This window comes from Bradyrhizobium sp. JR3.5 (assembly GCF_054057015.1).
Map to the genome: position 1 here is coordinate 689696 of NZ_JBSRYV010000001.1, position 25426 is coordinate 715121.

A 25426-nucleotide genomic window follows, 5' to 3' on the forward strand; every position below is an offset into this window, starting at 1 on the left:
ATCGCAATTGAATTGATGTCTTCCGAATCACAAATCCCCATCGCAGCCAAGGTTGCGCCGCGGCGATTCGCGCGCAGCCTCGCGGCATTCTATGCCACGACGTTCGGGATGACCGGGGTCCACCTGCCGTTTTTCACGGTGTGGCTGAAGGCGATCGGGATCGATGCCACCTGGATCGGCATCATCACGGCGGTGCCGCCGGTGACGCGCTTCACCGTCCTGCCGCTGGTCACGGCGGCGGCGGAGCGCCGCCAGATGCTGCGCGGTGCGATCATCGCCACGGGATTCGCGACCGCACTGGGCTTTGCCGTGATCGGCACCCAGCACCAGCCGCTCGTGCTGCTCGCGGTCTATGCGCTGACCTGCTGCGTGTGGACGCCGATGGTGCCGCTCACCGACGCCTATGCGCTGCGCGGCGTCAGGCAATTTGGCCTGAGCTACGGACCGTTGCGGCTGTGGGGCTCGGCCGCCTTCGCGGTCTGCGCGCTGATCAGCGGGTTCTTGCTCCGCTATGTCGCCGAGGTCGATCTGATCTGGATCATCACGGCCGTGACCGCGCTCGGCGCGCTGGTCGGGCTGACGCTGCGGCCGCTGGGCCGCCCGGTGGCCACCGTCGCGCACGCGGCCGGCGCGCCGAGGCTGCTGCGCAATCCCACCTTCCTCGCGATCATCGTGTCCTCGGCGCTGATCCAGGGCAGCCACGGCGCCTATTACATCTTCGCATCGATTGCCTGGCAGCAGGCTGGTTTCAGTGGCCTGACGATCGCGGTTCTCTGGGTGCTCGGCGTGATCGCCGAGATCGTGCTGTTTGCGGCCTCGCCGCGCTTCACGCTGCCGTCGGCTGTCCTGGTGATGATCGCGGCCGCCAGCGCCGCGGCGCGCTGGGCGATCACCGCGCAGGATCCGCCGCTTGCGGTGCTGGCCGTGGTCCAGCTCGGACACGGGCTGAGCTTCGGCCTGACCCAGGTCGGCATCATGGGGCTGATGGTGCATCACGTGCCGGTTCATGTGATGGCGCGCGCGCAGGGCTATCTCACCGCTTGCGGCGGCATTGTCGCCAGCACCACGGCGATCGTCAGCGGCGTGGTCTATGCGCGCTTCGGGCTCGGCGTCTACGACATGATGGCGGCGATGGCGGCGACGGGCGGGTTGGTGATGTGGCTGGCGCGAAGGCGCCTATCCCATCATCCCCAGAGCGCGGCGTCGGGCGGATAGACCAGGCTGCCCTCGTAGCGCAGGCCGTTGTCGCGATCCTTGGCCAGCAGCAGCGGGCCGTCGAGATCGACGAAGCGCGCGGCTTGCGCGATCAGCATCGCCGGCGCCATCGCAAGCGAGGTCGCGACCATGCAGCCGACCATGATCTCGAAGCCGAGCGCGCGGGCGGCGTCCGCCATCGCGAGCGCTTCGGTCAGCCCGCCGGTCTTGTCGAGCTTGATGTTGACGGCGTCATAGCGGCCGCGCAGGCCTTCGAGTGAGGCGCGGTCATGCACGCTTTCGTCGGCGCAGACCGCAACCGGGCGCTTGATGCGCAGCAGCGCCTCGTCCTTGCCTGCTGGCAGCGGCTGCTCGATCAGCGTGACGCCGGCATCGGCGCAGGCCGCGAGATTGGCGGCAAGGTTGTCCTCGGTCCAGGCTTCATTGGCATCGACGACCAGTTCGCATGCCGGCGCCGCCTTGCGCACGGCGGCGATCCGCGCGGCGTCGCCATCGCCGCCGAGCTTGATCTTGAGCAGCGCGCGGTGCGCGGTCTTCGCGGTGGCCTCCGCCATCGCCTCGGGTGTCCCGAGCGAGATCGTATAGGCGGTGGTGCGCGGTTCGGGCGCGGGGCGGCCGAGCAGGTTCCATATCCGCCTGCCGGCCCGTTTGGCCTCGAGGTCCGCCAGCGCGCAATCCAGCGCATTGCGGGCTGCGCCGGCGGGCATGCTGGCCTGCAAGGCGATACGGTCCATGCCATTGGCGAACGGCTCCTGTATCGCCTGGATCGCCTGCAGCGTCGCCTCGGGCGTTTCGCCATAGCGTGGGTAGGGCACGCATTCGCCGCGGCCGGTGAGGCCGCCCTGGCTCACCTCGGCGACCACGACGACGGCCTCGGTCTTGGCGCCACGGCTGATCGTGAAGGTTCCGGCGATCGGCCAGCGCTCGATCCGTCCTGTCAGGGAAACGGCTCCGGGAGGCGTGGAAGTCATTTTAAAGTCTACTATTTCCTGAACCGTAGCTTGCGACGCGCAACCAACTATGGCTGGTTAGCGACAGATTCGACAAGCCGATCCGGCAAGCTGCCGGAGATCAACGGCCAGCCGGCTTGAGGGGTAGGCAAAAGGTGAGCGGCGACCCGACACTGGAGCGGATAGCCCAAGGCGAAGGACTGGCGTTGTGTGCGGCGGGCAACTGGACAGCCCGCTTTGCGCCCGCGCTCGAGCGGATCGTGTCCGACGCCGAGAAACTGCGCGGCAGCCGTCCCCACATCTTCATCGACGTGTCGCAGGTCGCGAGCCTCGACACCTTCGGCGCGTGGCTGATCGAGCGGCTGCGCCGCAGCCTCAGCGACGCCAGCGCCGAAGCGGAGATCGCCGGCCTCTCTGCCAATTATTCCAGCTTGGTCGACGAGGTGCGCCGCGTTGGTCCTGCGCCGAGGGTCGTCAGCGACCGGCTGTCGATCACGGGCATGCTCGAGCAGATCGGCCGCACCGTGGCCGGGGTCGGCGGCACGATCATCGGCCTCGTCGACATGCTCGGCGCGGTGCTGGCCGCCGTCGGCAAGGTGCTGATCCATCCGCGCAGCTTCCGCCTGACCTCGACGGTGCATCATCTCGAGCAGGTGTGCTGGCGTGCGGTGCCGATCGTGGTGCTGATCACCTTCCTGATCGGCTGCATCATCTCGCAGCAGGGCATCTTCCATTTCCGCAGGTTCGGCGCCGACATCTTCGTGGTCGACATGCTGGGCGTGCTGGTGCTGCGCGAGATCGGCGTGCTGCTGGTCGCAATCATGGTCGCGGGCCGCTCCGGCTCGGCCTATACCGCCGAGCTCGGTTCGATGAAGATGCGCGAGGAGATCGACGCGCTGCGCACCATGGGCTTCGATCCGATCGAGGTCTTGATCCTGCCGCGCATGCTGGCGCTGGTGCTGGCCCTTCCGATCCTGGCCTTTCTCGGCGCGATGGCCGCCCTCTATGGCGGCGGCCTGGTGGCCTGGCTCTATGGCGGCGTCGATCCGGAGGCCTTCCTGCTCCGCCTTCGTGATGCCATATCGATCGACCATTTCATCGTCGGCATGGTCAAGGCGCCGGTGATGGCCGCGGTGATCGGCATCGTCGCCTGCGTCGAGGGGCTGGCGGTACAGGGTTCGGCGGAGTCGCTCGGTCAGCACACCACCGCGTCGGTGGTGAAAGGGATCTTCTTCGTGATCGTGATGGACGGCGTGTTCGCGATCTTCTTCGCCGCGATCGGGATGTGATCATGGCAGAGCAGGACATCGACGCCATCATCCGGGTCCGCGACATCACGGTTCAATTCGGCAACACGCGCGTGCTCGACGGCCTCGACCTCGACGTCAAGCGCGGCGAGATCTTAGGCTTCGTCGGCCCGTCGGGCGCCGGCAAATCGGTGCTGACGCGCACCATCATCGGCCTGGTGCCGAAGGTCTCCGGCCGCATCGAAGTGTTCGGCGTCGATCTCGATGCCGCGAGCTCGGCGCAGCGCCGCGCGGTCGAGCGGCGCTGGGGCATCCTGTTCCAGCAGGGCGCGCTGTTCTCCTCGCTCACGGTGCGCCAGAACATCCAGTTTCCGGTGCGCGAATATCTGCGGGTCTCGCAGCGGCTGCTCGACGAGATCATGGTCGCAAAGCTGGTGATGGTCGGGCTGAAGCCCGAGGTCGCCGATCGCTATCCGTCGGAACTGTCCGGCGGCATGATCAAGCGCGTCGCGCTGGCGCGCGCACTCGCGCTCGATCCCGAGCTCGTGTTTCTCGACGAGCCGACGTCGGGCCTCGATCCGATCGGCGCCGGCGATTTCGACGAGCTGGTGCGCACCTTGCAGCGCACTTTGGGGCTGACCGTTTTCATGGTAACCCACGATCTCGACAGTCTATACACCGCGTGCGACCGTATCGCCGTTTTAGGGAACGGTAAGATCATTGCTGCAGGCTCGATCGCCGACATGAAGGCATCGCAACATCCGTGGTTGCAGCAATATTTCAACGGCAAGCGCGCCCGTGCCATTGTGGCCTAGCCCATGATCCCGAAACGAAAAGACCGGTTTTCGGACGAGATCATGCGCCAACAGGGAATTCGATGGGCTCGAACGCAGGCCGACTGCGCGAGCGCCCAAGAGTGATGAACGCGAGCAATTGATGGAAACGCGGGCGAACTACGTCTTGATCGGGGCATTCACGCTGGCGGTAATCGCCGCGGCGTTCGGCTTCGTGCTGTGGTTCCAGAGCCTGCACACCACCAAGCAGCGCAGCCCCCTGCGGGTGATCTTCGAGGGGCCGGCGTCGGGCCTGCGCAATGGCGGCAATGTCAACTTTAACGGTATCCGGATAGGGGAAGTGGTCTCGGTCAAGCTCGACAATCCACGGCGCGTGGTCGCGCTGGCGATGATCGAGAACAACGCACCGCTGCGCAAGGACACTCTGGTCGGCCTCGAATTCCAGGGCCTGACCGGCGTCGCCGCGATCTCGCTGAAGGGCGGCGAGGAGGCCGCCCCGCCGGTGCCGCTGGATGAGGACGGCATCCCGGTTCTGACCGCCGACCCGAATGCGCTGCAGGACGTGACCGAAGCGATCCGCGCCACCCTGCAGAACGTCAACCGCATCGTCGCCGACAATCAGCAGTCGGTGAAGAATTCGCTGAAGAATCTCGAGGTCTTCACCCAGGCGCTGGCGCGCAATTCCGAGAAGATCGACAACGTCATGCTCAAGGTCGACGGCGTGATGGGCAAGGCCGACAATCTGATGCTGGGCCTCAATGCGATCGCGGGCGGCAACAATGGCAGCGAGCTGAATCTGATGGTGAAGTCGGTCCGCGAGCTCGCCGACAATATCGACAAGCGGTCCAATCTCCTGATCAACGACGGCCGCCGCACGCTGTCCGACATCAGCCGCGCCGTGAACAATTTCGACCGCAACCCGAGCCGGGTGATCTTCGGCGGCAGCAACAACGCCGCACCCGGAGCCCGCGCCGGCTCCGGCCGCAGCACCGGCCGGGCCGCGGCGTCGGCAGCAATAGGCTACGCGCTCTCCGTTCGTCCCGACGATCGTCGCAGTCCTACTGGGGCGCTGCCTGAGAGGGCTCGGCTGCTTCAGGAACGAAGCGGCGATAGCGGTCGTCCGGATACGTCTGCTCCGAGCGGATCCTCAAGCTGCGAATAGGGTGGGGATCGGATGCCGCATTGACGAGGCCCTGTGCTGCCGGCCATGCGCGGCCGGTCGCATCGTGGGTCGCATCGTGTGCCGGGCTGACAGGCGTCGTTCGAATGACGCCCGCACCGGCCGCAGGTTGGCTTTCTTCCTTTATCCTGACGGTCCGGATTTTGGACGGCTGGATCGGGTCCGCCGTCGCAACCGCGGGCACCCCAATTGTCCCGAGCATCGTCAGCGCGACGATGCGGCGCCAGCGTGCGAGCAACATCTGAAGCCTCCCAGCTCGTTCTCCCGCGATTTTAGTCTTGCGTCGGTCAAAAGCAAAACGGAGGCATCGCTGCCTCCGTTTCTTGTACTGCGATGGTTCGAACGCTTACCCCAGCCGTCCCGCCGCGTGCGCGAGCAGGGTGTAGACCAGTCCGGTCTCCGAGGTCAGGTGGCTGCTCAGCTCCTGCTGACCGCGGCCTTCGCGGGCGACTTCGTCGAGCAGGCGCTCGAACTCCGCGATGTAGCGGTCGACCGTCTGCTTGAAGCCGCGGTCGGCGCGGTACTTGCGGGCCACCTCATCGAAGGCCTTCTGGCCGGCCGGCGTGTAGAGGCGCTTGGAGAACGCCTTGTTCTCGCCGCGCTGGTAGCGATCCCACATCTCGGCCGCAAGCGTGCGGTCCATCAGCCGGCCGATGTCGAGCGACAGCGATTCCAGCGGATTGGCGGCCGGCTGCTGCTGCGGACGCGGGCGCTGCTGGGCGTCGCGGCCCTGCGGGGCCGGTGGCGGCGCGTCGCTGCGGTTGAGCAGGTCGGACAGCCCAGCCATCGCCGTTGTTGGGGCCGGCCGGGCTGACCGACGGAGCCTCGGTGCGGCGCGAGGTCGCCATGCCGAGATCCGGCGGCGGCAGCGTCGAGGCGCTGTTGCCGTTATCGCGCATGCGCGCGTCGTCCCGCATGCGCACGTCGCTGCGGCCACCGGCGGCAGCCATCACCGGCTCCTCGTGGCGGACGCTGGCGCGGTTGGACGAGACCACGTCGAGCCCGCGGCCGTGATGGGCGACGATGCGGTTCAGCTCGGCCAGGGCCTCGATCTGGTCGACGATCACCTTGCGCATCTGCGCGGTGTTTTCGGCGGCCTCCTGCGGCATTTCCAGCACGCCGCGGCGCAGCTCGTTGCGGGTGGCCTCTAGCTCGCTGTGCATCTCGCTTGCCATCTGCTTCATCGCCGTGACCATCGCGGAGAACTTCTCCGTCGATTCCCTGAACATCGCATCGGTCTCGGCGTTGCTCTGCTGGTAGAGCTCGTTCATCGCGTCGACGGTCTGCTGGCGCTCGTTCTCGGCCGCTTGGCGCACCGCCTCGAACTGCCTGCTGATCGCAGCCGAACCGGCGCCGGCGGTCTCCGCCACCACGCGCGCGATGTCGCGGGCGCGCTCCTCGGCCGCGCCGAGCGATTCATCGAGCAGACCGGTGAAGCGCGACAGCCGCTGGTCGAGATCGGTGGTGCGCAGGTCGATGGTCGTGACCAGCGATTCCAGCGCCGACTTGCGCTCGCTGACGGAGGCCGTCGTCGAACGGTTGGCCTGTTCGACCACGGCAGCCGCCTCGATCAGCGCCTTGCCATGGGTCTCGAACTGGCTCGACAGCGCGCCGAGATCTTCCAGCGCCTTGCCGGTCTTGCTGTTGAACACCGTGAGCTGGTCTTCCAGCGTCTGGGTCGCCACGCCGTTGCGCGAGGTGACGTCGTTCATGGCGGACACGAAGTCGGCCACGCGGGTCACCAGCGCGCGCTCCAGCGAGTTGAGGTTGTCGTGGGCGCCGGTCAACACTTCCTGCAGCAGGATGTTGCCCTCGCGCAGCCGCTCGAACAGCGCCACCGTATCGGTGCGCAGGATCTTGCTGGTCTCCTGCATTTCCGTGACGGCCGAGATCGAGACCTGGCGCGACTGGTCGATCGCCGCGCGCGAGGCCTGCTCGAGCTCCTTGAGCGACTTCGCCACCGCACCGGTCGCCTGATCGCCGGCCGAGGTGATGTTGCGCGCGACATCGCCGCCGTGCGCCGCCATCGACTGCGAGAAGGCGAGGCCGCGGGTTTCGATCGCCTTCAGCGCGTCCGCGGTGGCGCGATCCATGTCGTTCGACAACTGCGTGGTCTTGGCGGTCAGCGCCTCGACCAGCGAGCCGCGGCGGCCGTCGACCATCTGCGACAGCCGCTCGGTCTGCTGCTGCACATAGGTGACGATCTCGTCGGTCTTGCCGGTCATCGCCGAGCCGAATGCGCTGGAAGCGGACAGCACCGAACGTTCGATGTCGGCGGAGGTCGTCTTGACCTTGGTCGTGACCTCGTTGGACATGTTGATCAGCGCGGCCTGTGCGTTCTGCGCAGAGGTCTGGATGTTGTCGGTGGTCTTGGCCGTGACCGAACCCAGCGCGCGCTCGATATCGGTCGAGAGCGTGCGGATCTGGGCGGCCGCGTCGGCGGAAGTCGCCGCAAACGAGCTCTGGGCCTCGCGGGCGCTGCCCAGGATGGTCTGCGCGGTCTCGGCGCTGGTCGTGGTCAGCGAGCGCTCGATCTCGACCGAGATCGCGCGGATCTGGGTTGCGGCTTCGTTGGACGTTGCCACGAACGAGTTCTGGGCATCGCGGGCGCTGCCGAGGATCGTCTGGGCGGTGTTTGTGCCGACCGACGTCAGGGTGCGCTCGACATCGGCTGCCAGCGACTTGACGTGGTTGGCTGCTTCGGTCGAGGCGGTGACGAGGGTGTTCTGCGCTTCGCGAGCGCCGGCCGTCAGCACCTCGACGGTGCCGGAACCGGCCATCGACAGCGCGCGCTGGATATCGGCGGCAAGCGCCGTCACCTTTGTCGCAGACTCGGTCGATGCATCGACCAGCATGCTCTGGGCTTCACGCGCACCGGCCGTGATCGATTCCGCGGTGGCGGAGCCGGCCATCGAGAGCGAGCGCTCCATGTCGGCCGCCAGCGTACGGACCAGATCGGTGGCCTCGGTGGATGCGCCGGCCAGCGCGCTCTGCGCCTCGCGCGCGGCGGCGACGACGGCTTCCGCGGTGGCGGAGCCTGCCATCGACAGCGAGCGCTCGATGTCGGCCGACAGGGTACGGACCAGATTGGTGGCCTCGGTGGATGCGCCGGCCAGCGTGTTCTGCGCCTCGCGGGCGGAGGCGACGACGGCTTCCGCGGTGGCAGAGCCTGCCATCGACAGCGAGCGCTCGATGTCGGCCGACAGGGTGCGCACCAGATTGGTGGCGTCGGTCGACGCGCCGGCCAGCGTGTTCTGCGCCTCGCGGGCGGAGGCGACGACGGCTTCCGCGGTCGCGGTGCCGGCGGTCGAGAGCGAGTGCTGCATGTCGGCCGCGAGCGTGCGGACCAGGTTGGTGGCTTCGGTCGACGCGCCGGCCAGCGTGCTCTGGGCCTCGCGGGCAGAGGCGACGACGGCTTCCGCGGTGGCGGAGCCGGCCATCGACAGCGAGCGCTCGACGTCGCTGGCGAGCGACTTCACCTGACCCGTGACGTCGGCCGACGTCGCGATCAGCGTGGTCTGGGCCTCGCGGGCACCGGTCATGATCGCTTCGGCGGCCGCTGAGCCGGACATCGACAGCGATTGCTCGACATCGGAAGCCAGCGACTTGACCTGGTTTGCGGCTTCGATCGAGGCCGAGACCAGCGTGGTCTGCGCGTCGCGGGCACCCGACAGCACCGAGGCTGCGGTGGCACTACCGGCCGCCTGCAGCGTGCGCTCGACGTCCTCCGACAGCGCCTTGATCTGCGAGGCGACGTCGCCGGATGCGGAGACCAGCGAGACCTGGGCGTCGCGGGCACTGGTGAGGATCGAGTTGGCGGCGTTGGTGCCGACCGCGGTCAGCACACTCTCGACCTCGGCGGAGCTCTGCTTGAGCTGGTTGCCGACATCCGCGGACACGGTGAGCAGCGCCTGCTGCGCGGTGCGCGCGCCGGTCTGGATGGTTTCGCTGGTGTTCACCACGAGGTTGGTCAGCGAGCGCTCGGCGTCCTCGACATGGGACTTGATGCTCGACGACAACATTTCGGCGCGGGACATCAGCTCCTCGCTCGCCTGGCGGCCGCTGCTCTCGATACGGCCGGCGACGGCCTCGACGCGCGAGCCCAAAAGGTCCTCGAACTGCGCGACGCGGGTGTCGATGTCCCCGGCGATGACGCCGACACTGCTCTCGATGCCCTGCTGGATGTCGGCGAAGCGCGCCGAGATGGTGTCGGTCAGGTTCGAGCTATGGCCACTGATGGTCTCGACGAGGCGGGTGTTGTGACCGTTGATGGTATCGGCGAGGCGGGTGCTGTGGCCGTTGATGGTGTCGACCAGGCGGTTGCTGTGGCCGTCGATGGTCTCGGTGACGCCGTTGATGCGATGGTCGACCGCGGCGATCGCCTGCACGGTGCCCTCGGTCAGGGTCGTGGTGAGCAGGCCGAGGCGCGAGTCGATCGAGTGGATCGCCTGGGTGGCGCCTTCGGTCAGCTGGGTCGCGAGCGTGCCGAGATGGACGTCGATGGTGTCGGTGACCGACTTGGCGCGGCTCTCGAAGGTGACTTCGAGCGTCCGCATGCGACCGTCGATCGCGTCATCCAGCGACTGCAGGCGGCCGTCGAACGAGCCGATCTTGGTGGCGAGCGAACTGTCGAACGACGACAGCTTGTCGGTCAGCGAGGCGTCGAGGTTGGTGACGCGGCTGCCGAGCGTGGTCTCGAATTGCAGCAGGCGCTGGTCGAGCGAAGCGGTGATCTCGCCGCTATTCGTGGTGACGCGATGGTCGAAGGTGTCGACATAGGGGTCTTCTTCAGGCTGTCGGCGATGTCCTGGGTCCGCTGGCCCATGCGCTCGACGATGTCGCCGCCAAACGTCTTCACGGTGCGGTCGAATTCCGAGATGTGGCGGGTGATCAGCGCGCCGAGCGTGCCGGAGTCGCGGGCGAATTTCTCGGCGAGCTCGCTGCCGTGGTTCTTCACCAGGTCGTCGAACGCGCTCATCTGCAGCGACAGTGAGTCGTGCGCGGTCTCGGTCTGGCCCACCACCTTGGCGACCAGCGAATTGACGGTGACGTCGAGCGCCTCGCTCGCCCTGTCGCCGGACGTCATGATCTGGCCGGCGAGGCGGTCGCCGGCGTCGTCGATCTTGCTGACCAGGTCGTTGCTGCGCAGCTCGAGCTCGAGCAGCAACGAGTCCGCGGAGTTCTTCAGGGAGTCGTGGACTTCTTCGGTGCGGTCGGAGATGCCGTCGACGATCGCAGACGAACGCTGCTCGAACTCGCCGGTGATGCGGTCGATGCGCTCGTTCAGCACTTCGTGGACGCGATCGGCCAGATCGACGAACTCGTCATGGACGTGGCCGGTCTTGAAGTTGAGGCTGGTGGTGAGCCGCTCGGAGGCGTCCATCACCGCGCGCGTGGTCTCGGCGCTGGCTTCCTCGAGGCGGTCGAGCAGGTCGCCGCCGCGCTCGCCGAGCGCGAGGATCATGTTGTCGCCGGCATGGCTCAGCGCGGTCGTGATGTGCTGGCCGCGCTCTTCCAGCGCGCCGGTGATGCTCTTGGCGACCTCGTCGACGCGCGAGGCAATTGCGTCCGAGATCAGCGCGATGTCGTGGCGCAGGTCGATCTGCACGCCGGAGATCGCGCTGCGCACCTGCTCGGCCTGGCCGACCAGATTGTCGCGCTGGTGGGCGATGTCCTGCAGCAGCGCGCGGATACGCACTTCATTGTCGGAATAGGCGCGCTCGAGCGCCGCCACCTCGTTGGCAACCAGGGTCTCGAGTTCGCCGGCGCGCGCGATCGCGCGTTCGACGCCGTCGCCCATCGCCGCGACCTCGCGGCGGATCGCCTGGCCGACCGTCACCATGGAATCGGCGGCGGCGTTTTCCGGCTCGGAGAATCGCATTGCGACCTGCGCCATCGATTGCGCGATCATCTGCATGCGCTGACCGTGCGAGGCGAGGCTGGCGAGATAATAGAACAGCAGCACCGGAACGGCGAACAGCGCGGCGAGGCCGGCGAGCACCAAGACGCCGGTGCCCTGGGCCATCGAAGCCTGCAGGGCCGGCCAGAACGCGATGGTGAGGATCACGCCGCCGAGCAGCCAGGCGCCGGAGCAGACAAAGAACAGCGTGAAGGCGTTACGGGCGCGCCCTCCCTGCAGCGTCTGCAGCATCTGGCCGATGGTTTCGCGATCATCATTGGCGGCGCGGCGCGGCGCGCGCGGTTCCTCGATCGGCTCGAACACCGAACGATCGGTATTCGCGCGGGACTCGAACGATGCGGCTGAAAAATCCGGAGCTGACGGCGGCAGGCTCGACGGCGGGGCGCCTTCGTTGAGGGGGCTGCGGCTCTCCGCGCCTTGCTCGCTGATGTTGAGGGCTTCCTGGATGGCAGAAAGCGCGACTTCGGTGGGATCTTTGACCTTTTTGGGAGTGTTCGCCATGTTCAGTCTGAGCCCTCTCACTATTTTACGCGTCGGCGAGCCTGCGATCGTCCCCACGCAAGCTCGAAGCCGGTGCCCAACAAGCGGAGCGCAAGCGCCCCCTCGGCGGCTTGTCCGCTACATCCGCAAACATCCTATTGGGAGAGCGATGCGAATGAAATGCTTGCGATTAATACTTTCTTAATCATCGTTAACAGCTTTGCGCCATAAGGCCTTATGGGTACTCGAAATTCCTGCCGGAGAGGGCCGATTGTGTCCGGAAATTGTCCAGAATCGGGCGGTTTTGCCGATCATCCCGACAACAATTCGTTAACCAGTTTCGTGATTGGCTAGGCGAACGGTCCGCCGGTGAAGCCCGGCAGAGACGACAGGGACAGGCCATGCCGCTTCATCTCGAACGGGTTGAATGGACGCAATCGCCGCCGCTCGCGCCGGGCGACGGGCCGATCGACGTCGATCACCTTCGACGGATGACGCTGGGCGACCCTGGGCTGGAGCGGGAAGTGCTGGCGATGTTCTCGACCCAGTCGGCCCGGATCCTTGGCGAGCTGGCTGTCCTGCCGCCCGAGGCTCCGACCCACGCCCACACCCTGAAAGGATCGGCGCGGGCGATTGGCGCCTTCGGCGTCGCCGAGGCGGCCGCCAACCTGGAAACCGCGCTGACCGGCGGTTCCGACCCGGCCCAGCCGCTCGCCGCGCTCGGGGCCGCGATTGCCGAGGCGCGCACGGCGATCGAGCTGATTCTGGGCCGCTCCTAGGCTTCGGGCATTTCCACGGCTTGCGGCAACGGGTAGGGCGCCGTCCCGGCCGGCCGGCAGGTTTTCGGTCTCCGCGCTAGCGCTGTACGGATCGACCCGTTATACGACTGCCGGGACCTTTCCAACCATCGTCCGGCGCATTCCGGCAGCACGAGCAATCATGGCCAAAATACACTTTATCGACCATTCCGGAGAGAAACGCTCCATTGATATCGAGAACGGCGCGACGGTGATGGAAGGTGCGATCCGCAACGCCATTCCCGGCATTGAAGCCGAATGCGGTGGCGCCTGCGCCTGTGCGACCTGCCATGTCTATGTCGATGACGCGTGGCGCGAGAAGGTCGGCGCGCCGTCGCCGATGGAAGAGGACATGCTGGATTTCGGCTTCGACGTGCGTCCGAATTCGCGGTTGTCCTGCCAGATCAAGGTGACCGACGATCTCGACGGACTGGTCGTGTCGACGCCGGAGCGGCAGGCCTGACCTGATTTATTCGCCGTCCGGGTTCACACCGCGACGGACCCAGCGGCGGAAGTTCTGCTTGACCTCCGCCGGCAGCGGCGTCGGTCTGCGCGTGGCCTCATCGATCATCACGGTGACCGCCTTCGCCGACGCCACGCATCTCCCTTCCGAAAATACCACCTGATCGAAAGTGGTCGACGTCCGTCCGAACTTGACGAGACCGAGCCCGAGCTCGATCTGTCCCGGCCAGTGCAGCTCGGCGCGGAAATGGATGTCGAGCCGCACCATGATCCAGCCAAGCCCGGCCGGCATCAGCCCCATGCTGAGGTCCTTCACCAGCGTGACGCGGCCGGTCTCAAAATAGCTCGCATAGACGGCGTTGTTGACGTGCCCGTTCGGGTCGAGATCGGCAAAGCGCACATTGTCGGACAGGCGATAGGGAAAGTCTTCCAGGCGCGGTGCATCGTCGGCGCGGACAGGGGCATTCACGAGGGGGATCTCCGTCGGTTTCCCGCCCATACAGCCGAGTTGCGCAGGCTCGGCAAGGGGTTGCCGCGCCAGCCGCTGTCCCTATTATGCATGTCCCGATCCGGCCATACTTGGCTGGGCAGGCGAAAGCCGTCCAGTCGATCTCAACTGAAAAGAAGCGGATATGAGCGAAGCGATCAAAACCGATGTGCTGATAATTGGCGCGGGTCCCTGCGGACTGTTCGCCGTGTTCGAACTGGGACTGCTCGACATGAAGGTGCATCTGGTCGACATCCTCGACAAGATCGGCGGGCAGTGTGCCGAGCTCTATCCGGAGAAGCCGATCTACGACATTCCCGGGATTCCCTTTGTCACCGGCCAGGGCCTGACCGAGCAGCTGCTGGAGCAGATCAAGCCGTTCGGCGCGACCTTCCACCTCAACGAGATGGTGGAGAGCATCGAGAAGATCGGCGATCCCTTGTTCCGCGTGAAGACCGATGCCGGCAAGGAGTTCGAGGCCAAGGTCGTCGTGATCTCCGCGGGCGGCGGTTCGTTCCAGCCGAAGCGTCCGCCGGTGCCGGGCATCGAGGCCTATGAAGGCACATCGGTGTTCTATGCCGTGCGCAAGATGGAGCAGTTCCGCGACAAGAACATCCTGATCGTCGGCGGCGGCGACTCCGCGCTCGACTGGACGCTCAATCTGCATCCGATCGCCAAGCGCATCACGCTGCTGCATCGGCGCGACGATTTCCGCGCGGCGCCGCACAGCGTCGAGCAGATGCGCTCGCTGGTTGCCGACGGCAAGATGGATCTGAAGATCGGCCAGGTCACCGGGCTCGAAGGCGCCGGCGGTCAACTCTCGGGCGCCGCGCTGAAGGGCAACGACAATGCGATGTCGACGATCGCCTGCGATACGATGCTGCCGTTCTTCGGGCTCACCATGAAGCTCGGTCCGGTCGCGAATTGGGGCGTGGCGCTGGAGAACAATCTGGTCCCGGTCGATACCGCAGCATTCGAGACCAACGTTTCAGGCATCTTCGCGATCGGCGACATCAACACCTATCCGGGCAAGCTGAAGCTCATTCTCTCCGGCTTCCACGAGGGCGCGTTGATGGCGCAGAAGGCGCACCGCTACGTGTATCCTGACAAGCGGCTGGTGTTCCAGTACACAACCTCGTCATCAAGTTTGCAGAAGAAGCTTGGGGTGAACTGATTCTGCTTCAGCAGCGACCAATGCCAGGGGCATGGGCCATTGCCCGTGCGGCGCGGCTACTGGAACACTCCGCGAAATGGCCGTAGTCTGCTCGTAATCGAGTTTGTCGATTGATCAGGTGATGATGATGCGGAACACGCTATCCAGACTTCGGCTGATCTTGGCGATCGCCTCGGCCTTTGCGCTAGCTGCTCCGCTTGCGGCTTCCGCGGCCGAGCTATCGGCGGCCGGACTCTGGCAGAAGATCGAAGACGGCAAGCCCGAAGGCTGGTTCCTGGTGATCGAGCGCAACGGCCTGTTCGAAGGCATGATCGCAAAGATGTTCTCAGCGCCCGGCGATCCGCCCAATCCGGTCTGCTCGAAATGCACGGACGATCGCAAGGACATGCCGTGGCTTGGCATTCCCCTGATCCGCGACATGAAGCGCAACGGGCTCGCCTATGAAGGCGGCAACGTGCTCGATCCGCGCAACGGCAAGGTCTACAAGGCCAAGATGACGCTGAGCGCCGATGGACAGACGCTGACCATGCGCGGCTATCTCGGCATCTCGCTGTTCGGCAAGGACGAGGTCTGGACCCGGCTGCCGGACACGGCGATGGCGCAGCTCGATCCCGCAATCGTCGCCAAATATCTGCCGGCGCAAGCCGCAGCGATGAAGCCGCCGCCGCCACCGGCGCCTTTGCCCGCGACGAAGCGGCACTAGAGCATTTTCGGTTCTGATTGAATCAGAACCGAAGCTCTAGATTCTTGTTTTGACGCGTTGTCTTCACGCGAACCGGCGTCCACTTCGCTCGAAAACGCTCTAGACCCCTCATTGGGATCACGTTGGTTCGCGGCCGCACGCGTGCGGCGTCGCGAGCGTGCAGCGATCAGCGTTGCAACGGTGCCGTCGGCAATGGCGCGACCGGCTCGGAAATCACCTCGGGCACCGTGGTGTTCAACTGAAGCACGGTGGCGGCTGCCGGCACCGCCGCATCGGCCATCGCCGCATGACCTTCGGCGCTCGGATGCACCGCGCCGCCGTACACCGCCGACAGGATGCCCCACGTCGCATCGTGGATGTCGGTTGGCTGCATCGAGGACGGCAGGCCCTGCGGGTAGGTCATCGCCGCGAAATAGCTGTCATTGGCGTCGCGGATCCAGCGCGCCCGCGGCAGATAGGCGCGGTATTCGCCGGCGCTGCGGCCGCATTTGAGCGGCTGGTTGGCCGCGGCGACGATATCGGAGACGAAGCTGTCGCCGTTGGCGGCGAAGCAGTCGCGGTCGAACTCCGGATCGGTCGACGCGCGTGCGCAGAAGCCGTGGCTTGCAAACGCATCCTGATGCGCCTCGACGAAGGTCATGCGGTCGGCCTGCGGATTGCGGCAGATGATGCCGGACTGGCACTGCGCGATCGCCTTGAGCTGCGGCAGGAACTCGTTCTGCACGAAGCCCGAGACCGCCGCGAGCCGCTTCGGATCGGCGTTGAACGAGGGATGGATCTCGAAGCCGGCGCGGCCGCCGGGGCAGGGCGCGCCGCCATTGGACAGCGCCGGATTGGCATAGGCCGTGTAGACCACGTGCGAGAGGTCGCCGCCGACCAACGGCTTCAGCGCATCGCGCAGCTTGGCGAAATCGGCCGGCAGGTCGCGCGCCAGTGCCGAGCGGGCATCGTCGACGCTGGCCATCGAGCCGCCCTGGCTGAACAGCGCGCGTTCGGTCGGCGTGTCGACGATCACGTTGGCGACGAGGCCGGAGAAGTAGATGTCGTTGGCGCCGACCGACAGCAGCACGAGATCGAGCGTGCGGTCCGGTTGCCGGCGCTTGGCGGCTGCGAGTGCCGTGCGCAGCTCCGCGATCTGGCCGTTGACGGTGCCCGAGCAGGTGTTGGCGGTTTTCGTCGGCAGACATTCCCGCGCCTGCTGCGAGCCGAGCAGGCCGTCGGCGATGGTGGCGCCGGTGCAGGCCAGCGGCAGATAGGTCACCGCGATGTGCGGATATTGCACGGCAAGCGCAAGAGCGGTGCGGGTCTGGTAGCTGTACAGCGAACGGTGACAGGCCGAGTTGAGCCACAGCGCGCTCCGGCGCTGCCAGTTGGTCAGGGTGTCGGGCGCTTCGCAGGCGCGGCCGCCTTTGAAGCCGGCGCGGCTCGGCCGGTAGTATTGCGCGCCGCCGAGATAGGAGCGGAAGCAGAAGCCCTCGTCGGAGAGGGCAATCGCGCGATCGGGATTGCCCTCGCCGGATGCGATGCTGTCGCCGAGGCCGGCGATCAGCAAATCGCGCACCGCGATCTGGGTCGTCACGCGCTGGTTGGCGTCCGAGCCGCTGGCGACATCGACGGTCGCGACCGTGGTGCGGCCGTAGCGGACGCGCAGATTGACCGGCTCGGCGCAATCGAATGTCGAGGATTGCGGCCCGTCGCCGTCGTCGAACGACCAGGCGCAGGTCGCGCCGACCGGAACCGGACCCGTGAGCCGCACCACGATCGGGTGATCGATCGGCGTCAGATAGCTTTCCTTGACGTTGTCGCGGGTGCAGGGCTCGCTGACGCGGCCCTGCAGGTCGATGCAGAGCCGGTTGACGGTGTTGCGCGCCCAGCCGCGGCCGTCGCTTTGCAGTTCCAGCGCCTGTTCCGAGGCCAGCACGCTGCGGCCGAGCCCGCTTTCGACATGCAGACGGAAGTCGCGTTCCTCGCGGAACAGCCGGAAGCGGTTGCGGACCTCCCAGGAGATCGAGAGCTGGGTATCCTGCGCGTCGGCGGCCGAAGCCAATACCGCCGCGAGCGCGCTGCCGAGCAGCACGCTACAGACCGTGACACGAAACGAAAATCGAACCAAAAAGCCAATCATGGCGCGGTTTGACGCGAGTGGTACGGCGAAAATAAGAGAAGCGGCGGCAGAGACCAAAATCCGGGATCGAAACACCGGGGCGAGGGGGGCCGATAACGTTCGCTGTTACCGTCTCAGCCGCCTGATCTGCTGCTGCCGGCTTTCGATCGGTTGCCGCACGGTCGCCGAAGCCGTGCAGGCTTGGCTGAGTCTTTTTCGTTCCTGCCAGGGCCGCACCACGTTGAGCCACAGCTCGCGCATGCCCATGATCGAGATCGAAATCCCGAACGGGATCAGGAAATAGAGGATACGGAACACGACCAGCGTCGCCAGCAATTGCTCCTTGCTGAACTCCGGCAGCGCCACCAGCATCGCAGCGTCGAACACGCCGATCGAGCCGGGGGCGTGGCTCGCAAAGCCGAGCAGCGTCGCCAGGATGAACACCACCGCCAGCGAGACGAAGTCGATATGCGGCTCGGTCGGCATCAGGAGATACATCGCGAGCGCGCAGAAGCCGAGATCGACCACGCCGATAATGATCTGCAGCAGCGTCAGCTTGGCCGAGGGCAGCACCACCTTCCAGCCGTTCTGGCCGAGCTCGCGGCGCTTCTCGCCGGTCAGGAGCCAGACGAAATAGGCACCGATGCCGGCAAGGCAGCCGAGCGCGATCAGCCGGTTCATCGCCGGCGGCAGCAGGTCCATGGCCGATGCCGCCGCGGGGTGCCAGGCCATGCCGAAGCCGAGCACGAACAGATTGCCGAGCCAGAAGGTCAGGCCCGAGAGAAAGCAGATCTTGGCGACGTCGATCGCGGAGAGGCCGTAGTCGGAATAGATCCGGAAGCGGATCGCGCCGCCGGTAAAGACGGTGGCGCCGATATTGTGGCCGATCGTGTAGCTGGTGAAACTCGACAGCGCTGCGATGCGGTAGGGGACGTGGGTCTTGCCGATCGTACGCAGCGCGAAGAAGTCATAGAAGGTCAGCGTGCAGAACGCCCCGACCACGCAGAGCGCCGCGAGCGCGATCCGGTGCGGCGCGATGTCGGTCAGCGCGGTGAGGATGATACCGGTGTCGACGCCCTTCAGGGTGTGGACCAGCGTCGTGACCGCGAACGCGATGATGAGCACGCTCGCAGCGACCCCGAGCCGTTTCCAGCCGATCTTTTCCTTGAAGCCACGCCCAAGCGTGGTCAGCAGCCGAAGCATTCATCCTCCCGGCAGGGACAATTTCAGTGGGACCCGGTCACGGACGGCGACGGGTGACGGGCAAACGCACCGTACGCGATGACCCATAAGGCAAAACCGATGCGTTGTGCAGCCCTTGACAAGCCAACCTTCGGCTCCCGTCCAGTGTTGTTGTCATACTGGCTACATATGTTCTCGCGCTGCGGAATGTGAGTCGCAGCTAGGTCGTCGTCCGCGACGGGACCACTGCATGTTCCGTCGTCCTTCAGCCGTTCCTGGCGATTTCGTCGGTATTTTGGCCGATTTTGCCGTCGTCGCAGCGCCACTGCGGGGCCTTCGAAGCGGAGCGAATAGACGATATGCATCAGCGTGGGGGACGTCCGGGCCGGCTGCGGCGTTTACCAAAGCGTGAAGTCGATGTGCGCATCTGCGTGATCCGGCTGTGGACCGCCGTTCGGGCCGGAATGAGGCGCCCCGGGGGGCGGTCCGTAGGTCTATTGAGGCAAAACGCCGCGCAACGACGTTGCCCCCCGGCCGGCATGGCGATACCACACTTCGATCCGCAGCGAAGTATCATTGAGAAACGAAGACCTATCTCTCGCATTGGTTGCGCAGAGTGAGGTCAAGACCATGCAACAGACATCCCTGAACCTCCGGCGCGGGCCGGACCAGCGCGCGACGTCGCATCGGCCGTCGACCGGGCTTGCGGCGACGTTGACGCTCGCCGCGATGAGCCTCGGTTACGGCGTCGTGCAGCTCGACGTCACCATCGTCAACACGGCGCTCAACGCCATCGGCGGCTCGCTTGGCGGCGGCGTTGCCGAGCTGCAATGGGTTGTCAGCGCCTACACCATCGCGTTTGCCGCCTTCATCCTGACCGCGGGCGCGCTCGGCGACCGGATCGGCGCCAAGCGCGTTTTCATGGCCGGCTTTGCCATCTTCACCGCGGCGTCGGTTGGGTGCGCCGTCGCGCCTGACGCCGTGACGCTGATCGCCGCGCGCTGCGTGCAGGGGCTGGCCGCGGCCATCCTGGTGCCGAACTCGCTCGCGCTGCTCCGCCACGCCTATGCGGACGAGAAGGCGCGCGGACGCGCGGTCGGCGTCTGGGCCGCGGGCGCGAGCCTTGCGCTGACCGCAGGCCCGTTCGTCGGCGGCGGGCTGATCACATTGGTCGGCTGGCGCGCGATCTTCCTGGTCAATCTGCCGATCGGCCTGGCCGGGCTGTGGCTCGCCTGGCGCTTTGCCGGCGAAACCACGCGCCATCACCAGCACCGGCTCGATCTGCCGGGACAAATTGCGGCGATCGCCGCGCTTGGCACGCTGGCCGGCGCGCTCATCGAGGGCGGCGCGCTCGGCTGGGATAGCCCGTTCGTCGTCGCAGGCTTCGCTCTGGCGGCCGTCTTCTCCGTGCTGTTCGTCTGGCATGAGGCGCGCACGGCGCAGCCGATGCTGCCGCTCTCGCTGTTCGGCAACAGGATGTTTGCCCTGACCTCGCTGGTCGGCCTGCTGGTGAACGTTGCGTTCTACGGGCTGATCTTCGTGCTCAGCCTCTACTTCCAGCAAGTCAACGGGCTGTCGGCGTTTGCAACCGGCCTGGCGTTCGTGCCGATGCTCGGCGCCGTGCTGCCCGCCAACCTGATCGCGCCGCATGTCGCGGAGCGGATCGGCGCGCCGGCGGCGATCGCGCTCGGTGCCGCGCTCTCGGCCGTCGGATGCCTGGCACTGCTGTTCATCGGGCCGGCCGCGAGCTATCTCGCGATCTGCCTGCAACTGCTGGCGATCAGCGGCGGCCTCGGCCTGCTGGTGCCGCCGCTGACATCGGCGCTGCTCGGCAGTGCCGAGCCGCAGCATGCCGGGATCGCGGCCGGGGTGCTGAACGCGACTCGGCAGACCGGCAGCGTGCTGGGTGTCGCGCTGTTCGGCTCGATGGTCGGCCGGTCCGCGGCCTTCATCGCCGGCCTGCATGCGGCACTCGTGATCTCCGCCACGGTGTTGCTTGCGGCCGCGGCGCTGATCTGGATCGGCGCATCATCGCAGACGCAGCGGTGAGAACCAGCGAGCGGCGACATTGCACCGGCGCCTGCGTGAGCAGGTCACCCAAGTAGCGGCCCTCAGCGCGATTTCGGCCGCACACTCGAGGCTTCTTCCCCATGGGTGGAACCTTGCTGCGGTGCGGTTACCATTCCCCACACGAATGGGCTCGTTCTTATAGGTCCATAACGGGGAACTATATGCATCGCGTTCTAACGTGTCTCACCTTGGAGCATGATTGGCGGCTGGTCGCCTTTGGCGGGGTGATCTGCCTCCTCGCCAGTGCGGTGGATTTCTGAACGTAACGGTCTCGCCGATCTCGAAGCTCATCAGGTCTTCGCCGACAACAAGCGGTCCGGCATAAGTCTCGCGGGTTGCCGCGATCAGATCGTCAACGCTCGGTGCCGGCACGGAGTCACTGGCGAGCATGACCAGATGCGTGAACACGGCGAGTTTAGGCCGCGTCTTCGCGAACACGCGTCCGGCTTCCTGTGGCGAGGTATGATGATTGACGATGCGCTGGATGTCGGCTTGACCCAGAAGCTTCGGCGGCGCCATTGCGACCTCATGTACCAGCAAGTCAGCGCCCTCGCCGTTTCGGAGCACGTTTGCGTTGTAGCGCGTATCGCCGGAGATGACGGCCATGCGGCCGCGATATTCGATACGATAGCCATATGCCGGCTTGATGGCGTCGCCATGATCGACGGTGAAGGCTATGACGCGCAGATCGCCGGTCTGATAGACGACGCCATCCTCCGCAAACTCGTTCACCGTGATCGCGACATGCTCGCGTGCCAGCTTCTCATCCTCGACGCGGATCTCGATGTCGTGCGCGTAGGCCGCTTCGAGGTGGTGCATCAGCTTGGCTGTGCCAAGCGGGCCGATCACGTTGAATGGGCGCTGGCGGTTGCCGAAATATGAGCTCAGCCAGCCCGTCAGCCAGAGGTCAGGAATGCCGACCGTGTGATCGGAATGAAAATGCGTGAGCAGCAGCGCATCGATCCGACCGATTGGAACGCCGAGCTGAAACAAGCGCATAGCGGCGCCGCGGCCGGCATCGATCAGGATCGTATGCTCGCCCGCCTCGATTAGCGTGCTCGGCCCAAAGCGATCGGGGCGGGGGATCGGCGTCCCCGTCCCGAGCAGCGTCACGCGAAAACCCGATGGCACTATTGCTGGACCTTCATTCCGGCTACGACATCGTGCCAGTGCGCGACCTGATCGCCAACCAGCCGGCCGAATTGCTCAGGCGTGCCGCCTGCCGGCTCGGCACCGATCTTTGCCAGCGCCTCGCGCACCGAGGGTTTCTGCAGCGCCTTGTTGATCGCAGCATTGAGCCGCGCAACTGCTTCCTTCGGAGTGCCATGCCTGACGGCGAAGCCGGTCCAGTCCTCGACGACCAGCGAAGGGTAGCCGGCTTCGACAATAGTCGGCACATCAGGCAGGATCGGCACACGCTTCGGACCGGTAACCGCGAGCGCCCGCAGCTTTCCGGTCTTGATCAGATCAACCACCGGCAACATGGTGATGAACATGAAGGCGTTGGTGCCGTTGAGCAGGTCGCCGATCGCCTGCGGGAATTGCGCGTAGGGAACGTGCTGGGCGCGCGTGCCTGTCTGCAGCTTGAATTGCTCGCCGATCAGATGCGCGGGCGTGCCGAACCCGCCCGAAGAGAACGTCAGCTTGTCGGGCTGGCTTTTCAGCAGCGTCACCAGCTCCGCCACTGTCTTCGCTGGCACCGACGGATTCACCACCAGAACGTTGTAGGAAACCGTCGCCTTGATGACCGGGTCGAAATCCCGGCCGAGATCGAACGAGATGTTCGGCACCAGCGACGGCGCCGCAGCCGACGGCACCGACATCGCATAGAGGCTGTTGCCGTCCGCCGGCTGGGTGAGGACGTCGGTCGCCGCGATGGTGGTGATACCGCCCGGCCGGTTCTCGACAATCACCCGCCAGCCTTCCGATTCCGTCAATTCCTTCGATACGATGCGGCTGATGATGTCGGGCGGCGTGCTGGCCGAAAACGGCGCCACGAAGCGTACCGTGCCGGTCGGAAAGGATGTTTGCGCGGATGCTTGCAGGCCCGAGGCGAGCAGGGCCAGCGTCGCGAGGGACAATGATGTCATGCGGTGAAACAGGCGGGATCTCATGGAAGTCTCCATCAACGATGAAAATCTCGATTCCAAATCGCAACCTGCAGGCACCCTACCTTTGAACGTGACGGTGGCGTTTCGCCAGAAGAATCGACGTGCATTCCGCATTGTGGAACGCTACATTCCACATTGTGAAACGAAGCGAGCAGGCAATGGCGGGTCCGAAAGTCATCAAGAGCCTGGAGCGAGGCCTTCTCGTTTTGCAGGCCCTGCAAATGCAGCCCGACTCGTCGCTGCACGAACTGCATGTCTTCACCAACATCTCCAAGCCGAGCCTGCTCCGTATCCCTCTCCACACGCTGGCCCGGTCCGGCTTGGTCACGCGACGGCTTGCCGACGGCCGCTACCGCATCGGCGCGACGCTTTCGCATGCGCCTTCGCGTCGAGAACATCGCGACCGCATCGCGGAAGCCGCGGCTCCGATCCTGGAGCGACTGTGCGAGCGGGTTTCCTGGCCCTCCGACCTGATGGTGCCGGCGGGTGACCACATGGAAATTCGGGAAACAACGCGGGCGCGAAGCCCGATCTTGTTGCAGCAGGAGCGCATCGGGTTGCCGGTTAACTGGCTGCATTCGGCAGTCGGCCGCGCCTATCTCGCGTATTGTCCCGTCAAGGAGCGACAGCGCATTGTCGATCTGTTGCGCAGCTCCAGCAAGCCTGAGGATCGGTTGGCGCGAGAGCCGGCGCGCTTGAGCAGCATCCTCGCCGAGGTTCGCGCGCGCGGCTATGGCACCCGCGACCCCACGCATACCGGAGGTTACTATGGTGGTCCCCTGCATGCGGATGGTCTGTTCTCGATCGCGGTTCCCCTGCGCGATGGGCAGCGGGTCCTCGGCGCAATCAACATGCTCTGGCTAAAGACCGCCTTTTCCATCGAGGCCTTTGCGGCCCGGCATCTCGGCGAGCTTCAGGACGCGGCGAGGGAAATTGTCAGTTCAGTCCGAAATCGGAGAAGACGCTGATGTCGGCTTGTGCTGCGGTGCACGAGTCCGGATGTGGCCCTTCGCGACATTTCGCTGCACTGTCGAATTTAGTCGCTATCGGGGAATAGCCGACTCTGGCAAGCCAGCCAGCTGGAAGTTTTATGGGTTCACGGCCTAGCACTACTTTGGCAGAATCTATTTGCGCCAGTGTTTTTCAAGGATTTGTTTTCGGCAGTATGGACACCGCTGAGACGGCGGCCGAAGGATGAGATCGACGATGGCGTGACGTACGGCGGGCATGGTTGGCTGAGGCGGAGGTCCGTTGATTCTTTTTTTTCCGCCCCGCGTGTGCGAGGCGACGATGTTGCAGGAAGGCGTAGGCGATCATTGTCATCAGCGCGTGGCGATGAAGACCCTGCCATGATCGCCCCTCGAAGTGATCAAGTCCGAGCTCCTCCTTCAATTGCTGATGCGCCTGCTCACAAATCCATCTTGCTTTGATGGTGGCGGCCAGTGTGCGCAGATCCGTCGCGGCAGGGAGATTGGCAAGATAGTATTTCTTCTCCCCCGAGGCACGTTGCTCGCCAATGAGCCAAGCTTCGTCGCCCGGGAGATGCTGCTGACCCTTATCCCAAATCCGCTGAGGAGGGCCGTCGGCGGTGCGGACACGGAGAGCAGCAAATCGGGCTTTCAGCCGACCTTTCGTCCCGCTACGCCAGCTCACGGCTTTCCATTTGGCACTGGCCAGCATTTGTTCTGCCGCAATCGATAAGATATCGGGCACGTGGTGCTTTCGTGGTTTCCCGCGGACTTTGGTCATCGGCCAAATGAGCTTCACATCGACCGGATACACCTTCAGGTGTCGAGGAATGCCGACCGCCCAGGCCAGCCCGCGCTCCGTTAGCCCTTGTCGAAACGGTGCGCTAAGTCCGTATCCAGCATCCGCCAGCACACATCCAAAGTGCACGTTGGCTGCCATCGCCCGGTCGATCTCGGCCAAAGCAATTTCTGGCTTGGATCGTGGCGTTCGGTGTTCGACTGGCACGCGAGCGCGCTTCAAGCGAGACACGTCGCTTGTCCAACTATCAGGCAGAAAGAGGCGTAACGCGACCATCACTGGCACTTCACCGCGCGCAAGCGTCAAAGACACCAGCGTTTGGCAATTTGCCGCTTTGCCAAGAGCCGACGCGTATTGAGCCGCAACACCAACCGAGCGTTCGCCCTTCTTCGGCAGTGACGTGTCATCAATAACGAGCACTGCATCGCTACCGCCGACAAGTCGGTCCGCCTGGTTAAGCAACTCCGTCTCCAGCGGCGTCGCGTCCCAGACACCGTCCGCAATGAAATGGTGCAGCTGGTCGTAGTTGCCCGTGGCGAGGCGCTCCGCCATCGGCTGAACACTCTTGCGATCGCCAGGACCGATCAGTCCCGCAACATACAGAGGACACATCCGCTGCCGAGTCTTATGACCCAGCCGGTTCAAGAACGGCATCAGCCAGCGTTCAAGCTCGTCTTCCCATACTGCCATGGTCAGCCCTCCAAGAGCCGACCACCCATGAATCATTGAAAAATTGATTCGGGAATCCTATAAAGCGCGGCAAAACCAACAATCTGCCAAAGT

The 25426-nt window shown here is 65.4% G+C and carries 17 protein-coding genes and 2 pseudogenes; 10 read left to right on the forward strand and 9 right to left on the reverse strand.

The genetic code is table 11. The annotated features are described in order from the left end of the window. Positions 1 to 15: 15 nt before the first annotated feature. On the forward strand, positions 16 to 1215 hold the full coding sequence (locus ACVWW1_RS03345; protein WP_456654851.1) for an MFS transporter: 1200 nt from the start codon (positions 16 to 18) through the stop codon (positions 1213 to 1215). On the opposite strand, the gene dgcA is transcribed toward ACVWW1_RS03345, so the two are convergent. Next, complete coding sequence (gene dgcA / locus ACVWW1_RS03350) at positions 1185 to 2186, reverse strand: N-acetyl-D-Glu racemase DgcA (protein WP_456654852.1); 1002 nt, start codon at positions 2184 to 2186, stop codon at positions 1185 to 1187. The two genes, ACVWW1_RS03345 and dgcA, sit on opposite strands and share 31 nt — an antisense overlap. A 134-nt stretch (positions 2187 to 2320) precedes the next feature. Between dgcA and ACVWW1_RS03355 the strand changes: the two genes are divergently transcribed. The 3 genes and pseudogenes from ACVWW1_RS03355 (at position 2321) to ACVWW1_RS03365 (ending at position 5225) form a co-directional block, all read left to right on the forward strand. Next, the gene (locus tag ACVWW1_RS03355) at positions 2321 to 3454 is read left to right on the forward strand and encodes an MlaE family ABC transporter permease (protein WP_456654853.1); all 1134 of its coding nucleotides are present in this window, start codon (positions 2321 to 2323) and stop codon (positions 3452 to 3454) included. A 2-nt stretch (positions 3455 to 3456) separates the two neighbouring features. Beyond that, positions 3457 to 4227 carry an ABC transporter ATP-binding protein gene (locus ACVWW1_RS03360; RefSeq protein ID WP_456654854.1) on the forward strand — a complete coding sequence of 257 codons (771 nt, stop codon included), beginning with the start codon at positions 3457 to 3459 and terminating at the stop codon, positions 4225 to 4227. Between the two features lie 121 nt (positions 4228 to 4348). Beyond that, a pseudogene (locus ACVWW1_RS03365) lies at positions 4349 to 5225 on the forward strand (MlaD family protein). Positions 5226 to 5264: 39 nt separating this feature from the next. Here ACVWW1_RS03365 and ACVWW1_RS03370 read toward each other — a convergent pair. Continuing rightward, positions 5265 to 5627: a hypothetical protein gene (locus ACVWW1_RS03370; protein WP_456654855.1), complete on the reverse strand. Its 363-nt coding sequence runs from the start codon at positions 5625 to 5627 to the stop codon at positions 5265 to 5267. 105 nt (positions 5628 to 5732) lie between these two features. After that, a pseudogene (locus ACVWW1_RS03375) lies at positions 5733 to 11807 on the reverse strand (apolipoprotein A-IV repeat region-like domain-containing protein). Between the two features lie 380 nt (positions 11808 to 12187). Between ACVWW1_RS03375 and ACVWW1_RS03380 the strand changes: the two are divergent. Then, positions 12188 to 12565, forward strand: coding sequence for an Hpt domain-containing protein (locus ACVWW1_RS03380; RefSeq protein WP_456654856.1), 378 nt, complete (start codon positions 12188 to 12190; stop codon positions 12563 to 12565). Positions 12566 to 12725: 160 nt separating this feature from the next. Next, entirely contained in the window at positions 12726 to 13046 is a 321-nt protein-coding gene (locus ACVWW1_RS03385) for a 2Fe-2S iron-sulfur cluster-binding protein (protein ID WP_092115454.1), read from the forward strand. Positions 13047 to 13052: 6 nt separating this feature from the next. On the opposite strand, the gene ACVWW1_RS03390 is transcribed toward ACVWW1_RS03385, so the two are convergent. Then, a complete protein-coding gene (locus ACVWW1_RS03390) occupies positions 13053 to 13514 on the reverse strand; it encodes an acyl-CoA thioesterase (protein WP_028337718.1) in 462 nt (153 codons plus the stop codon). 163 nt (positions 13515 to 13677) lie between these two features. On the opposite strand from ACVWW1_RS03390, the gene ACVWW1_RS03395 reads away from it, so the two are divergent. Then, the gene (locus ACVWW1_RS03395; protein ID WP_456654857.1) at positions 13678 to 14706 is read left to right on the forward strand and encodes an NAD(P)/FAD-dependent oxidoreductase; all 1029 of its coding nucleotides are present in this window, start codon (positions 13678 to 13680) and stop codon (positions 14704 to 14706) included. Between the two features lie 127 nt (positions 14707 to 14833). Then, complete coding sequence (locus ACVWW1_RS03400) at positions 14834 to 15409, forward strand: DUF2147 domain-containing protein (RefSeq protein ID WP_176530193.1); 576 nt, start codon at positions 14834 to 14836, stop codon at positions 15407 to 15409. Between the two features lie 166 nt (positions 15410 to 15575). Here the strand turns inward: ACVWW1_RS03400 and ACVWW1_RS03405 are convergent, their stop codons facing one another. Continuing rightward, a complete protein-coding gene (locus ACVWW1_RS03405) occupies positions 15576 to 17534 on the reverse strand; it encodes a hypothetical protein (RefSeq protein WP_456654858.1) in 1959 nt (652 codons plus the stop codon). Between the two features lie 105 nt (positions 17535 to 17639). Further along, entirely contained in the window at positions 17640 to 18716 is a 1077-nt protein-coding gene (locus ACVWW1_RS03410) for a lysylphosphatidylglycerol synthase transmembrane domain-containing protein (RefSeq protein ID WP_456654859.1), read from the reverse strand. Positions 18717 to 19325: 609 nt separating this feature from the next. On the opposite strand from ACVWW1_RS03410, the gene ACVWW1_RS03415 reads away from it, so the two are divergent. Continuing rightward, the gene (locus ACVWW1_RS03415; RefSeq protein WP_456654860.1) at positions 19326 to 20744 is read left to right on the forward strand and encodes an MFS transporter; all 1419 of its coding nucleotides are present in this window, start codon (positions 19326 to 19328) and stop codon (positions 20742 to 20744) included. A 204-nt stretch (positions 20745 to 20948) separates the two neighbouring features. Here ACVWW1_RS03415 and ACVWW1_RS03420 read toward each other — a convergent pair whose 3' ends face one another. Together ACVWW1_RS03420 and ACVWW1_RS03425 are read right to left on the reverse strand one after the other, a co-directional pair. Next, the gene (locus ACVWW1_RS03420; RefSeq protein ID WP_456654861.1) at positions 20949 to 21878 is read right to left on the reverse strand and encodes an MBL fold metallo-hydrolase; all 930 of its coding nucleotides are present in this window, start codon (positions 21876 to 21878) and stop codon (positions 20949 to 20951) included. Between the two features lie 17 nt (positions 21879 to 21895). Further along, a complete protein-coding gene (locus tag ACVWW1_RS03425) occupies positions 21896 to 22879 on the reverse strand; it encodes a Bug family tripartite tricarboxylate transporter substrate binding protein (protein WP_456654862.1) in 984 nt (327 codons plus the stop codon). A gap of 155 nt (positions 22880 to 23034) precedes the next feature. Here ACVWW1_RS03425 and ACVWW1_RS03430 point away from each other — a divergent pair, with 155 nt between their 5' ends. Beyond that, positions 23035 to 23844, forward strand: a complete 810-nt coding sequence (locus ACVWW1_RS03430; RefSeq protein WP_456654863.1) for an IclR family transcriptional regulator domain-containing protein — start codon at positions 23035 to 23037, stop codon at positions 23842 to 23844. Between the two features lie 175 nt (positions 23845 to 24019). Here ACVWW1_RS03430 and ACVWW1_RS03435 read toward each other — a convergent pair whose 3' ends face one another. Next, a complete protein-coding gene (locus ACVWW1_RS03435) occupies positions 24020 to 25369 on the reverse strand; it encodes an IS701 family transposase (protein WP_456654864.1) in 1350 nt (449 codons plus the stop codon). Positions 25370 to 25426: the final 57 nt, after the last annotated feature.